We start from the raw sequence: 14109 nt of genomic DNA, 5'->3' as shown, positions 1-14109 counted from the left end.
CCGACTCATGCGAGAACAGAGGCACAGATGAACAACACGCTTGATACCTATATCGCGGCATACAGCGACAGCTTTGGCTACGCCTATGACAACAACATCATGCTGAACTGGTATCCGCGGCGCATCATGCAGTTGTGCGGGCCACAGCTCAGCCTGCTCGAGTTGGGTATCGGTCATGGCTTCTCGACCCAGCGGTTTTCCAGTTACTTTCGCACGCACACGGTGATCGACGGTTCAGCGTCGGTGATTGCCCAGTTCCAGGAACAGTATCCGGACTGTCAGGCGCACATTATCGAAAGCTACTTCGAGACCTTCGAAACCGAGCAGCGTTTTGACCTCATCGTCATGGGTTTTGTCCTTGAGCATGTACAAGATCCGCAGCAGGTGCTGCGCAAATTCAAGCAGTACCTGGCACCCGGTGGGCGCTGCTTCGTGCTTGTGCCGAATGCGCAATCGCTGCACCGTCGCTTTGGTCACGCTGCCGGGTTGCTTGATGACATGATGACGCTGGGGGCCGGTGATCATCAGCTTGGGCATCTGCGTGCCTACTCGCTGGCGACCCTGACCGAGGAGCTGGAGCAAGCAGGGCTGCGCGTCGTGCGCAAAGAGGGGCTGTTCCTCAAGCCATTCATGACCTCGCAGATGAGGAGCCTGAACCTCAGCGATAACATCACCACCGCCATGTGTACCGTGGCTATCGACTACCCTGAGCTCAGCTGCGCGCTGATGCTCGAAGCGACCCTCGCCGACCAATGAACAGCTTGGTGATCGGCAGTACCTCGACGCTAGGCAAGGCCATTGCTCAAGCGCTGTCACGGCATGGCCCGGTGAAAATGGCTGGGCGTCGGCAGGCAGACGTGGCGTTCGACCTAATTCACGGCGCGCCAGCCGACATCAGCGACACGTTTGACGTGGTGGTGCATGCCGCTGCCGATTTTGGCGGCAACGCACCAGAGGACTTGATTCGCGCCGAACAGGCTAATAGCGTCGGCACCCTGGCTGCCTGTCAACTGGCGGAACGCTGTGGTGCACGGCAGGTGATCCTGCTGTCCTCACGCTCGGCCGGTTATCAGCCGGGCGATCGATATTTCGGTATCTACGCACTGTCCAAGCGCCATGCAGAGGAGGTCGCGAGCTTGTACTGCACGACCCGCGGCATGACCCTATGCATTCTGCGCCTCAGCCAGGTGTATGACAGTCAGGCCCTGTGCCGTGCGCACCAACCCTTGCTCTATGCCATCGCCGACAACGCTGCTGCTGGCAATACCGTCAACCTCCATGGGGGCAACGATGCCCGGCGCAGTTACTTGCACCTGGATGATCTGGCCGAGATTTGTGCGCGCGTGGCCAGTGGGGGTATCGGCGGCCTGTACAACTGCGCTCATCCGCAAGACCCACGGCTTTCCGAGATAGCCTTGGCGGCCATCGCGGCTTTTGGCCAGCCTGGCGATGTGCGCTTTCTCGCAGACAAAGACGATATTCCCGATCTGCCGCCCTTCGTTTGCTCGCAGGATCTGTTCGAGCAAATCGGCTACGTGCCGCAGATCGATATTCAGCGAGGTTTCGAGTTGATGCGAATTCATCGGGAGAGCGACGCATGAGGACCGTGATGGTCACCGGGGTTGGCGCGATCATGGGCTATGGCCTGCTCAGGTCGCTGCGTGCCGCCGACCCGTCGTTGCGCCTGATTGGCGCCGACATCTTCGATGATGCGGTCGGCCAAGCCTGGTGCGATGTGTTCGAGCAAGCGCCGTTGACTGCCGACAAAAACTATCAGCAATGGCTGCTGGACGTGCTCCAGCGGCATGCCGTCGACTTGTTGATTCCGGGCATTGAACAAGATGTGCACTGGCTGTCGCAGCAGCGTGAGGCGTTCGCCCAGACCGGCTGCCAGCTGGCGCTCAACGCCGCGCAACTGATCGAGCTGTCGCAAGACAAGTGGGCGATGCATGAGGCCTTGCTCGGCATGGATGAGGCATGCCGGATCCCCAGCCTGCTCAAGGGCGATTTTCGCTCGCTCAAGGAAGCCTTTGGCCTGCCATTTCTGCTCAAGCCGCGCCGCAGCTATGCCTCCAAAGGCCTGGTCTGGGTGGGCGAGGAGCGCGACTTCAGTGCCTATGCGCCACTACTCGGTGAAGTGCTGATGGCCCAGCCGATCATCGGCAACGCTGCTCAGGAGTACACTGTTGCAGTGTTCGGTGATGGCCGGGGCGGCAGTGGCCCGAGCATCACCTTCCAGCGCAGTCTGGCCTCCGATGGCTCGACCGCCAAGGCGCGGGTTTGCCAGCACGCAAGCCTCGACGTGGTAGTCGCCCGGTTGTGCCGCGCGTTCAAACCGGTAGGTCCGACTAATTTGCAGTTTCGCCGTGGCAGCGACGGCAACTGGTACCTGCTGGAGATCAATCCGCGTATTTCCTCGACCAGTTCCATTCGCCGCGCTTTCGGTTACAACGAGGCGAAGATGTGCCTGGAGTTCTATCTCGATCGGCAGACGCCGCAGGCGCCAACGCTGCGTCAGGGCTTCGCCGTACGCTACATAGAGGATTATGTGATTCATGATCGGGATCATTTCTGACGTCCACGGCAACTACAGCGCATTGCGCGCCGTACTCGCAAAGCTCGATGCGCTGGGGGTGTCACGGATCATCTGCCTGGGCGACACCGCGGGTTACTACTGTCAGGTCAATCAATGCTGCGACGCCCTGCGCGAGCGCCAAGTGTTTTCAGTGATGGGCAATCATGACTGGTACCTGGCCCGGGGTGCGCGCTGCCCGCGCTCCAACAGTGCCAATCGCTGCCTGGATTATCAGGCGCAGGTCATCACCGCGCAAAACCTGGCCTGGCTCGAAGGCCTTGATCTTCAGGCCAAGCAGCTGGGCATCAGCCTGGTGCACGGTGGCTGGGCCGACCCACTGGACGAGTACCTGCAGCCGTCCCAGGCCTATTTCGATGCGTTGCCCGGCAGCGTTTTTGTCTCCGGGCATACCCATGTCCAGTGCCTCTGGCAGGGCCGGGGCAAGGTCTATTGCAACCCAGGTTCGGTGGGCCAGCCGCGTGACGGTGATCCGCGGGCAGGCTTCGCCACTTGGGATGGACAAGCCTTCGAGTTGCACCGTCTGGAGTACGACATCGGCGAGATTCAACGGGCGATGGCTGCAGCCGGCTTCACCTCGTACTTTTATGAAAACCTCGAACAGGGAACTCAGATCGGTGGACGTATCAGTACATCCCCGGTGTGCTGAGCAGCAACCTGTGCTCCCACCCACTCTGGCGCCAACTGCGGAATTCAGCAATGAGCACTGAAAAAATTCTCTTCAACCGCCCGCACATGACCGGTAAGGAGCTGTTCTACATTGCCGAAGCCAAATTCGGCAACATGCTCGCCGGCGATGGTCCTTTTACCAAGCGCTGCCATCAATGGCTGCAGACGCAGACTGGGTGCCAAAAGGCGTTGCTGACCCATTCGTGCACCGCCGCGCTGGAAATGTCTGCCTTGATGCTGGATATCCAGCCGGGCGATGAAGTCATCATGCCCTCGTACACCTTCGTCTCCACCGCTAACGCCTTTGTGCTGCGTGGCGCGGTGCCGGTGTTCGTCGATATTCGCGCCGACACCCTCAATCTCGATGAGCGCCTGATCGAAGCAGCAATCACGCCTCGGACCAAGGCTATCGTGCCTGTGCACTACGCTGGGGTCGCATGCGAAATGGACAGCATCATGGCGATTGCCCGCAAGCATGGCCTGCGGGTGGTCGAAGATGCCGCTCAAGGCGTGATGTCCAGCTATAAAGGACGGGCGTTGGGCAGTATTGGCGATCTGGGGGCATTCAGCTTCCATGAGACCAAGAACGTCATCTCTGGCGAAGGCGGGGCATTGCTGGTCAATGACCCACAGCAAGTCCAGCGCGCCGAAATCATCCGTGAGAAGGGTACTGATCGGAGTCGCTTCTTCCGCGGTGAAGTGGACAAGTACACGTGGCAGGAAGTGGGATCGTCGTTCTTGCCGGGCGAGCTGATCGCAGCATTTCTCTGGGCTCAGCTCGAAGAAGCACGAGCCATCACCGACAAGCGCCTGGCCAGCTGGGATTACTATCATGACGCCTTGGCAGGGCTTGAGCAGCAAGGCCTGCTGCGCCGCCCGATCATCCCGCACCACTGCCAACACAATGCCCATATGTACTATGTATTGCTGGCTCCGGGTATCAATCGGCAACAGGTGCTCAATGTGCTCAAGCAGCATGAGATCTATGCGGTGTTCCACTACGTGCCACTGCATTCGTCGCCGGCAGGTGAGCGCTATGGGCGTACCCATGGCAACATGCAGGTGACCGAGCACAGTTGCGAGCGACTGTTGCGCCTGCCTTTGTGGTGGGGTTTACCCACGTCCGATCAGGACCGTGTAGTGCAGGTTCTTGGCCAAACCCTCAGCAGCTTTTGAACGTCACCTGGTACAGGCGCAAGGCGGTGCCCGGCTATTCGACAAAAAGAGCGTGACTTGAGAGTCAGAACGCGCATCTTCACTGTATATTGTCGAAAACCGGGAGCCGCTGCGTCGCACCTGGACACGCTGTCAGGGATCGGTTGCCGCCGTATCGCCTGGCGTTTTGTCGTTGCGCAGGCAGTGGGTATTTCGCTGTAATTGAATTGGGAAGCCATATGATTGGCATTAAAAGCATCGCCAGCTACGTGCCTACCGAAGGGGTGGACAACTACGCCCAGGGCGCGAAATTCGGCAAAGACCAGGATTTCATCTTCGGCAAGATCGGTTCGACCTTCTTGCCGCGCAAGGACGATGGCCAGGAAACCTCCGACCTGTGTGTCGAAGCTGCTAAAAATCTGTTTGCTGCCAATCCCTCGCTTGATCCGGCATCCATCGACATCGTCATCGTCGTCACCCAGAACGGCGATGCCGAAGGTCTGCCCCATACCGCAGCTATCGTTCAGCACAAGCTTGGCCTGCCGACCGCGATCGCTGCTTTCGATATCTCCCTGGGCTGCTCCGGCTATGTCTATGGCATCTATGCCATGAAAGGCTTCATGGAGGCGGCTGGGCTGAAGAATGGCTTGCTGCTCACCGCTGACCCATATTCGAAGATCGTCGACCCTGAAGATCGCAACACCACCATGCTGTTCGGTGACGCAGCCACGGCGACCTGGATGTGCGAGGATGCCGTTTGGCAGCTCGGTAAGTCGCTGTTCGGTAGCGATGGTTCGGGCGCTGAACATCTGCGTACCACTGATGGCAAGTTCTTCATGAATGGTCGTCAGGTCTACAATTTCGCCCTGGTCAAAGTGCCGGCGCATTTGCAACAGCTGCTTGAAGCTAGCCAGCTGCAGGCCGAGGACATTGATCTGTACTGCCTGCATCAAGGTAGCGCGGCGATCGTCGATGCGGTTTCGGCGCGCTTCGATGAGGGTGAACACAAGACGAAGTTCGTCAAGGACATGGTCGAGACCGGCAATACCGTGTCGTCGAGCATCCCGCTCCTGCTTGAGAAGCATGTGCTCGGCTCGCAGCACAGGCGCGTTGCCTTGAGTGGCTTTGGCGTGGGCTTGTCGTGGGGCTCGGCCATCGTCGAGCGTCGTGACTGACAGCTGCCACCCGTAAAACGCCGCCGATTCCAGGGCGGCGTTTTTGTTTTGGTTACTGAGTTATTCCTGTCGGCCTCTTCGCGAGTAAAACCGCTCACACCCCGATTGCGCTAAATCCTCCGAAGGCCAGCTCAGGCTCTACCACAAGACTCATACAAGGGGACATTTGGTTGCCTGGATCTTGGCGTCAACTCCTTGATTTCATTGGGCTGGCAGGATGCCAGTAAATTTTTTCGAAAATCCGCTAAAGCAACCCGCCCTGACGACGATAACTATTACGAAGGTTCTCTGTGCCACACCCGGCGAATTGCCAAGGCCGGAAGCCGTAGTACCCAATCCAACGAGGAATTCGTCATGGCTTTGACTGTTAACACCAACACCACCTCTCTGGGCGTTCAGAAAAACCTGAACCGTGCTTCCGATGCACTGAGCACCTCGATGACCCGTCTGTCCTCCGGCCTGAAAATCAACAGCGCCAAAGACGACGCTGCTGGCCTGCAGATCGCTACCCGCATGACCTCGCAGATCCGTGGTCAGACCATGGCTATCAAAAACGCCAACGACGGTGTCTCCATCGCCCAGACCGCTGAAGGCGCGATGCAAGAGCAGACCAACATTCTGCAGCGTATGCGTGAACTGGCCGTTCAGTCGCGAAACGACTCGAACAGCTCGACCGACCGTGACGCTCTGAACAAAGAATTCCAGTCCATGCTGCTGGAAATCGACCGTATCGCCGACAGCACCCAGCTCAACGGCAAAAACCTGCTGGACGGCACCGCTGGCGTCATGACCTTCCAGGTCGGCTCCAACAACGGTACTGCCAACCAGATCACCATCAGCCTGAGCGGCGCGATGAAAACCACCGGTGCCAACGCTGCTCTGACCGGCCTGGCTGGTAAGACCATCGCTGGTGCTGACAGCACCACCGCGCAGAACAACTTCAGCGCCGCCATCAGCGCCATCGACGACGCTCTGAATGCAATCAACAGCTCGCGTGCTGACCTGGGTGCTTCGCAGAACCGTCTGACCAGCACCATCAACAACCTGCAAAACATCAACGAAAACGCCGAAGCTGCTCGTGGCCGTGTACAGGACACCGACTTCGCTGCTGAAACTGCCCAGCTGACCAAGCAGCAGACCCTGCAGCAAGCTTCGACTTCGGTTCTGGCTCAGGCCAACCAGCTGCCATCCGCTGTTCTGAAACTGCTCGGCTAATAGCAGATGATAGCTGGCGGGGGAGTGCACTTTGAGGCGCTTCCCCGCCTTTTCATTGCGAGGTGGTGGACATGGACATGAGCGTAAAGCTGAATCTATCCTACCCGGCCGCACGTCCGGTCGAGCAGGTCGCCGAAAAATCGGTCGCCGAAAAATCGGCCTCCGAAAAGGCGGTTAACCGGTCGGTGGACACCAGTGGTGGCAAGGGTTCGCACCCAGCTTCGGTAGTCGATGATGCCGAAAAGGTGCGCAACGCAGTTACCGAGATTGAAAAGTTTCTCAGTTCGACTCGACGCAACCTGGAATTCTCCACGGATGAAGAATCCGGCAAGATCGTGGTCAAAGTCATCGCCAGCGAAACCGGTGAGTTGATTCGCCAGCTGCCCTCAGAAGAGGCACTGCGAATTGCCAATAGCCTGAGCGATGTCAATAGTATTCTGTTCGACGCTAAGGTTTGATTGGTGGCGAACATCATGATGCAGTGAAGGCCAGGTCCACGGGAGTGGCACTGGCGTATTTACGAGAGGGAACATAGCATGGCAAGCCCGATTCTTCCCAGTACAGGCGTTGGGTCTGGTCTCAACATTACCGAGATCGTGACTGCCCTGGTCCAGGCTGATACTGCCGCCAAGCAGGCGCAGATCACTCGCCAGACCAGCAACAATACTGCGTATATATCCGGGGTTGGTGCGCTGCGCAGTGCCCTTACTGCATTTACCACTGCCATGGGCAAGCTCAACGAAAAGGACGCCCCGTCGTTCAATGCCTATGCGGCAACCTCGGCGAGCGACAGTATCGTCAAAGCCACTGCTGGTAATACGGCGGTGGCAGGCAGCTATAGCATCGAGGTGGCGAATCTGGCCACCGGTTCCAAGGTGGCGAGCCAGGCCTTTGTGGGGGGGGCGAGTACCTCTATCCCTAAAGGCGACCTGCTCATCAGCCAGGGCGGTAAAAACTACACCGTCAGTGTCGGTGATGGTGCAACGCTGCAATCGGTGCGTGATCAAATCAACAGCGAACTGAGCGCCAGCGGCATTTCTGCCAACATCGTGACGGGTAAAGATGGTGCGCGCCTGGTCCTGGGTTCGTCTACCACCGGTAAAGGCAGCGATATTTCGGTAAGTGGCATTACTGCGTTGAATATTGACGGCACCAAGTCGATGGCCACCGAAGGCGCGGGCTATATCGATGATGTTGCCAAGGATGCCGTGCTGAAGGTCGATGGTCTGGAAGTTACCAGTGCCTCGAACACAGTCAAGGATGCGATCAGCGGCCTGACCTTGGAGCTGACTGGCAAAAGCGTGGTCGGCTCGCCAACCACGGTGACTGTCGCAGCTAACAACGATGGCCTGAAGACGTCCATTCAGGGCTTTGTGGATGCCTACAATACCCTGCAGAACGCAATCACAACGCTGACCAAGACCACCACTGATGCTGATGGCAACATGGTCCTGGCGTCCCTGACCAACGATCCGACTACGCGTTCGCTGCTCAAGGATATCCGCGGTGTTCTGGCAGAGGTCGGCTCTGGGGATCGCCTGACGACCCTGAGTCAGTTAGGTATCAATACCCAGAAAGATGGCACTCTGGAGTTCAATAGCACTAAATTCACCGCGGCGATGAACGACAAGAAGCTCGGCGCCGAAGTGCAGGAGCTGTTCACCGGCACCAACGGTATCTTTGAGCGCATGAACAAGGCTATTGATCCGTACAACGCCACCGACGGCAGCCTGGCCACGCGTAAGAACAACCTTGACCAAGTCGCCAAGAACCTCACGGAACAACAGGCTGCCCTCGACCGTCGCACCGAGTCGCTGACCGAGTCGCTGACCAAGAAATACGTAGCGCTGGACACCGCCCTGGGCAAGATGAAAGCCCAGGCCGACCAGATCACCTCGATCTTCGAAGCGATCAACGCGCAAGCCAAGAAATCCTGATTCGCGGCAGCGGCACAAAGCCCGGTAGCGTCATATCGACGCACCGGGCTTTTCGCTTTGGCGCTAAAGTTTTTTGACGTGACGGCGATACACAGGGTATACGCAACCTTTTTCGCTGCAACGAGGTAGATCCATGAACCCGATGTTGGCCCTTCGGCAATACCAGAAAGTCAATGGCGTGGCGCAGACCTCCGAGGCCAGCCCGCACCGTCTGGTACAGATGCTCATGCAGGGTGGCCTGGACCGCTTGGCTCAGGCAAAGGGCGCCATTGCGCGCAAGGACGTGGCCCAGAAGGGTATTCTGATCGGCAAGGCCATCGACATCATCGGCGGTCTGCGCGAAGGCCTGGACCTGGAAAACCACGCCGACAGCTTGACCGACCTGGACAACCTCTACACCTACATGAGCCGCCGTCTGGTCGAGGCCAACGTCAACAGTGATCCGGCGATCATCGACGAAGTCGCGCGCCTGCTGATCACGGTCAAGGAAGGTTGGGATGCAATCGCCGACCAGCAGCCTGAAGGCTGATTCAAGGAGAGTGTCATGAGCGAGGTTATCGAGCGCATCGAACAGACCCGTGAGGCGTTGTTGGCCGCCCTGGCCGGACGCGATTGGGATGCGGTGGGCGAGCTCGACCTCGAATGCCGCTTGTGCGTCGAGGACGTGCTGGCAGAGGCATCGCAAAACGAAGGCGCGGTGCGGGCAAGTCTTGAGCAATTGCTGGAGACTTACCGGCACCTAATCGAGGTTGCAAGTGGTGAGCGTCAATCAATAGTCGACGAGATGACGCAAATCCGTCAGGCGAAAAACGCGGCTAAGGTATACCATCTGTTCAGCTGACACTGAAAGATGCAAAAAGCTGCGCGCCATAAATTTGACTATGTGCTGTTTTTTGACTTTACTAGTGGCTGTTTTCGAATTTCAGACGTCCGAACACTGACCATTCAGTCGGAATGATGTCGAGCACGCCCTCGGGCGCCGATATGACTAGGGAAGTTGCTATTGCATGTGGCGTGAAACCAAGATTCTCCTGATCGATGACGACAGCGCCCGCCGCCGCGATCTGGCGGTGGTGTTGAACTTCCTCGGCGAAGAAAACCTCCCGTGCTCCAGCCAGGATTGGCAGCAAGCGGTGGAGTCGTTGTCTTCCAGTCGTGAAGTGCTCTGCGTACTCATCGGAACCGTAAATGCGCCAGCCAGTGTGCTGGGGCTCCTTAAGACAGTGGCTGCCTGGGATGAGTTCCTTCCGGTTCTGCTTCTGGGTGAAATTTCTTCTGCGGAGTTCCCGGAAGATCTGCGCCGCCGCGTCTTGTCCAACCTGGAAATGCCGCCCAGCTACAGCCAGCTGCTCGACTCGCTGCACCGTGCCCAGGTCTATCGCGAGATGTACGACCAGGCCCGTGAGCGTGGTCGTCAGCGCGAGCCGAACCTGTTCCGCAGCCTGGTCGGGACCAGCCGCGCCATCCAGCATGTGCGCCAGATGATGCAGCAGGTCGCCGATACCGACGCCAGCGTGCTGATCCTGGGTGAGTCGGGCACCGGCAAGGAAGTGGTGGCGCGCAACCTGCACTATCACTCCAAGCGCCGCGAAGCGCCGTTCGTGCCGGTCAACTGTGGGGCGATCCCGGCCGAGTTGCTCGAAAGCGAGCTGTTCGGTCACGAGAAGGGCGCCTTCACCGGGGCGATCACCAGCCGTGCCGGGCGTTTCGAGCTGGCCAACGGCGGCACCCTGTTCCTCGACGAGATCGGCGACATGCCGCTGCCGATGCAGGTCAAGCTGCTGCGCGTGCTACAGGAGCGTACCTTCGAGCGGGTGGGCAGCAACAAGACCCAAAGCATCGATGTGCGCATCATTGCCGCGACGCACAAGAACCTCGAGACCATGATCGAGGACGGCACCTTCCGCGAAGACCTGTACTACCGCTTGAACGTCTTCCCCATCGAGATGGCCCCGCTGCGCGAGCGCGTCGAGGATATCCCGCTGCTGATGAACGAGCTGATCTCGCGCATGGAGCACGAAAAGCGCGGCTCGATCCGCTTCAACTCGGCATCGATCATGTCGCTGTGCCGGCATGGCTGGCCGGGCAACGTGCGTGAGCTGGCCAACCTGGTCGAGCGCATGGCGATCATGCACCCCTATGGGGTGATCGGGGTGTCGGAGCTGCCGAAGAAGTTCCGCTACGTCGATGACGAAGACGAGCAGTTGGTCGACAGCCTGCGCAGCGACCTTGAAGAGCGGGTGGCGATCAATGGCCACGCGCCAGACTTCTCCACCCACGCCATGCTGCCGCCGGAAGGCCTCGACCTGAAGGACTACCTCGGTAGCCTTGAGCAAGGTTTGATCCAGCAGGCGCTGGACGATGCCAATGGCATCGTTGCTCGGGCCGCCGAGCGCCTGCGTATTCGTCGCACCACGCTGGTCGAGAAGATGCGCAAGTACGGTATGAGCCGTCGTGATGGCGAGGAGCAGGCGGAGGATTGACGCCTGCTTGCTTCGGTCCGGGCAAGGGACGGCCCGCCGAAGCGAATGTCCACACCATTTGCAGGGGCGCAAGGCCCCGTATTCAAGGGGCTCCACGCCCACTTGTGGTTTTCTTCGCAATGCACTCTCGAATCTCCGGCACGGCTATTGCTATATCGCAGGCAACACACCGTTTTTGACGGTCAGTCACGCGAGAGAGCACGATGCCCCAAGTCGCCACGATTTCCCGAGCCCCCGATCCGCAGGGGCGTACCCCGGTCGAGCAGGAAAGTCGACTGGGCCTTGAACAGGCCTTCGCGCTGTTCAGCCAGGTCTCCAGCCAGCTCAGCGAGTCGTACGGCATGCTCGAGGCGCGAGTCAGTGAGCTCAAGGGCGAGCTGGCGGTGGTCAGTGCCCAGCGCATGGCTGAGCTGGACGAGAAGGAGCGCCTGGCCAATCGTTTGCAAAACCTGCTCGACCTGCTGCCCGGCGGCGTGATCGTGATCGATGCCCAGGGCTTTGTGCGCGAAGCCAATCCGGCCGCGTGCGAGCTGCTCGGTGAGCCGCTGATTGGTCAGCTGTGGCGGCAGGTCATCGCCCGCAGCTTTGCCCCGCGCAAGGACGATGGGCATGAGGTGTCTCTGCGTGATGGTCGGCGCTTGTCGATCGCCACCCGTTCGCTGGATGCTGAGCCGGGCCAGTTGGTGCTGCTCAATGATTTGACTGAAACCCGCCGCCTGCAAGATCAGTTGGCCCGCCATGAGCGGCTGTCGTCGCTGGGGCGGATGGTCGCGTCACTGGCCCATCAGATCCGTACGCCGTTGTCGGCGGCCATGCTCTATGCCAGTCACCTGGCCGATGCCGAGCAAGAGCTCCCGCGCGACACGCGCCAGCGCTTTGCCGGCAACTTGAAAGAGCGCCTGCATGAGCTGGAACATCAGGTTCGCGACATGCTGGTATTCGCTCGCGGCGAGCTGCCGGTGTCTGATCGGATCAGCCCAAAGGCCTTGTTCCAGGCGCTGCAGCAAGCGGCGCAGTCACATGTGCAGGGCCATGCGGTGCGCTGGCAGTGCGATATTCACCTGGGAGAGTTGCTGTGCAATCGCGACACCTTGGTGGGGGGCTTGCTCAATCTGATCGAGAACGCGTTGCAGGCCTGCCAGGGCCCGGCGCGGGTCAAGGTTCACCTGTTCCGCCGTGGGCAGTCATTGCACCTGTGCGTGAGTGATGCAGGCACTGGCATTGATGCGCAGCTGTTAGCGCGGCTGGGCGAGCCATTTTTGACTACCAAGGCCACTGGAACTGGTCTGGGCCTGGCGGTAGTGCAGGCGGTGGTGCGGGCCCATCAAGGGACGCTGAAGGTGCGCTCGAAAGTGGGTCGTGGCACCTGTGTGCAGGTTGTTCTGCCGCTGATCGGCGAGCTGCCTGCGGGGGGCGTGTGATGGGCATCAAGGTGCTGCTGGTCGAAGATGATCGAGTCTTGCGTCAAGCCCTGGCCGACACCCTTGAGCTGGGTGGATTTGCCTATCACGCCGCAGGTTCTGCTGAAGAAGCGCTCGAAGCCGTGGCAGGCGAAGCGTTCAGCCTGGTGGTCAGTGACGTCAACATGCCCGGCATGGATGGCCACCAGTTGCTGGCCCAGTTGCGCTGTCATCATCCGCAGTTGCCGGTGCTGTTGATGACCGCTCACGCTGCTGTCGAGCGTGCGGTCGAGGCCATGCGCCAGGGCGCTGCCGATTATCTGGTCAAGCCTTTCGAGCCCAAGGCGCTGCTCAGCCTGGTCGAGCGCCATGCCGGTGGGCGGGTAGGCGGCGTCGACGAAGAAGGGCCGGTAGCCTGCGAGCCTGCCAGTCGCCAGCTGCTGGAGCTGGCCGCGCGGGTTGCGCGCAGCGATTCGACCGTACTGATTTCTGGTGAGTCGGGCACGGGCAAGGAAGTCTTGGCGCGCTACATTCATCAGCAATCGTCGCGCGCGACCCAGGCGTTTGTCGCGATCAACTGCGCGGCGATCCCCGACAACATGCTCGAAGCCACTTTGTTCGGTCATGAGAAGGGCGCATTTACCGGCGCCATCGCCGCCCAGCCGGGCAAGTTCGAACAGGCCGACGGTGGCACTCTGTTGCTCGACGAGATCTCGGAAATGCCGCTGGGCTTGCAGGCCAAGCTGCTGCGCGTGCTGCAGGAGAGAGAAGTGGAGCGGGTGGGTGGGCGCAAGCCGATCGCCCTGGATATTCGCGTGCTGGCCACGACCAACCGCGATCTGGTGGGCGAAGTGGCGGCAGGGCGCTTCCGTGAAGACCTCTACTACCGTTTGTCGGTGTTCCCCTTGGCCTGGAGTCCGCTGCGCCAGCGCAGTGCCGATATCTTACCGTTGGCCGAGCGTCTGCTGGCGCGTCACGTGGCGAAGATGAAGCACGCCCCGGTGCGCCTGTCTGCTGATGCCCGTGCCTGCCTGCAGGGGCACCTGTGGCCGGGCAATGTGCGCGAGCTGGACAACGCGCTGCAGCGAGCGTTGATCCTGCAGCAGGGTGGCGTGATCGAGGCGGCGGATTTCTGTCTGAGTGGCGCCATTGCCTTGTCGGCACCCGTCGCGGTCAGTGGCGAGCCGGCATCCCCTGAAGCCGCAGGCCAAGCCAGTGGCCTGGGCGACGACATGCGCCGTCATGAATACCAGATGATCATCGACACCTTGCGCGCCGAACGTGGTCGACGCAAAGAGGCTGCCGATCGCCTGGGCATCAGCCCGCGCACGTTGCGCTACAAGCTGGCGCAGATGCGTGATGCCGGGCTGGATGTAGAAGCCAGCCTGTTCGGCTGATCGAGGATTTTTAACGCGATTGTCGATTGGGCTGGCACTCTTGTTGCTAGCTCCAGCCTATCCGCTGCATGAGTGTCAAAAAAAT

General features: G+C 59.8%; 14 protein-coding genes. All 14 read left to right on the top strand.

Going from position 1 to position 14109, the window contains the following annotated elements:
- Positions 1-27 precede the first annotated feature (27 nt).
- The gene (locus AAZU54_RS13860; RefSeq protein ID WP_312151908.1) at positions 28-756 is read left to right on the top strand and encodes a class I SAM-dependent methyltransferase; all 729 of its coding nucleotides are present in this window, start codon (positions 28-30) and stop codon (positions 754-756) included.
- Positions 753-1601: an NAD-dependent epimerase/dehydratase family protein gene (locus AAZU54_RS13855; protein ID WP_434727279.1), complete on the top strand. Its 849-nt coding sequence runs from the start codon at positions 753-755 to the stop codon at positions 1599-1601. The genes AAZU54_RS13860 and AAZU54_RS13855 overlap by 4 nt, the downstream gene beginning before the upstream one ends.
- Complete coding sequence (locus AAZU54_RS13850; protein ID WP_434727278.1) at positions 1598-2575, top strand: ATP-grasp domain-containing protein; 978 nt, start codon at positions 1598-1600, stop codon at positions 2573-2575. The genes AAZU54_RS13855 and AAZU54_RS13850 overlap by 4 nt, the downstream gene beginning before the upstream one ends.
- Entirely contained in the window at positions 2556-3242 is a 687-nt protein-coding gene (locus tag AAZU54_RS13845) for a metallophosphoesterase family protein (protein WP_434727277.1), read from the top strand. The genes AAZU54_RS13850 and AAZU54_RS13845 overlap by 20 nt, the downstream gene beginning before the upstream one ends.
- Before the next feature lie 50 nt (positions 3243-3292).
- On the top strand, positions 3293-4438 hold the full coding sequence (gene rffA, locus AAZU54_RS13840) for a dTDP-4-amino-4,6-dideoxygalactose transaminase (protein WP_312152184.1): 1146 nt from the start codon (positions 3293-3295) through the stop codon (positions 4436-4438).
- Positions 4439-4656: 218 nt separating this feature from the next.
- Positions 4657-5592: a ketoacyl-ACP synthase III gene (locus tag AAZU54_RS13835; protein ID WP_312152183.1), complete on the top strand. Its 936-nt coding sequence runs from the start codon at positions 4657-4659 to the stop codon at positions 5590-5592.
- 354 nt (positions 5593-5946) lie between these two features.
- Positions 5947-6807 (top strand): flagellin domain-containing protein, encoded by an 861-nt coding sequence (locus tag AAZU54_RS13830; RefSeq protein WP_186555963.1) that lies wholly within the window; start codon positions 5947-5949, stop codon positions 6805-6807.
- 71 nt (positions 6808-6878) lie between these two features.
- Entirely contained in the window at positions 6879-7265 is a 387-nt protein-coding gene (locus AAZU54_RS13825) for a flagellar protein FlaG (RefSeq protein ID WP_186555964.1), read from the top strand.
- A gap of 78 nt (positions 7266-7343) precedes the next feature.
- Entirely contained in the window at positions 7344-8744 is a 1401-nt protein-coding gene (gene fliD, locus AAZU54_RS13820; RefSeq protein WP_186555965.1) for a flagellar filament capping protein FliD, read from the top strand.
- 133 nt (positions 8745-8877) lie between these two features.
- Positions 8878-9273, top strand: coding sequence for a flagellar export chaperone FliS (gene fliS, locus AAZU54_RS13815; protein WP_186555966.1), 396 nt, complete (start codon positions 8878-8880; stop codon positions 9271-9273).
- A 15-nt stretch (positions 9274-9288) separates the two neighbouring features.
- Positions 9289-9585 (top strand): flagellar protein FliT, encoded by a 297-nt coding sequence (locus tag AAZU54_RS13810; protein WP_186555967.1) that lies wholly within the window; start codon positions 9289-9291, stop codon positions 9583-9585.
- A gap of 166 nt (positions 9586-9751) precedes the next feature.
- Positions 9752-11227 (top strand): transcriptional regulator FleQ, encoded by a 1476-nt coding sequence (fleQ, locus tag AAZU54_RS13805; RefSeq protein ID WP_312152182.1) that lies wholly within the window; start codon positions 9752-9754, stop codon positions 11225-11227.
- Between the two features lie 203 nt (positions 11228-11430).
- Positions 11431-12648 (top strand): sensor histidine kinase, encoded by a 1218-nt coding sequence (locus AAZU54_RS13800; protein ID WP_434727276.1) that lies wholly within the window; start codon positions 11431-11433, stop codon positions 12646-12648.
- Positions 12648-14024 (top strand): sigma-54-dependent transcriptional regulator, encoded by a 1377-nt coding sequence (locus tag AAZU54_RS13795; protein WP_186555970.1) that lies wholly within the window; start codon positions 12648-12650, stop codon positions 14022-14024. Before AAZU54_RS13800 ends, AAZU54_RS13795 begins: the two co-directional genes overlap by 1 nt.
- Positions 14025-14109 lie beyond the last annotated feature (85 nt).

The organism is Pseudomonas sp. Je.1.5.c (genome assembly GCF_051129895.1).
Classification (GTDB): domain Bacteria; phylum Pseudomonadota; class Gammaproteobacteria; order Pseudomonadales; family Pseudomonadaceae; genus Aquipseudomonas; species Aquipseudomonas urmiensis.
The sequence above is the reverse complement of the archived record's forward strand: the minus strand, read 5'-3'. Positions and strand labels throughout refer to the sequence as shown.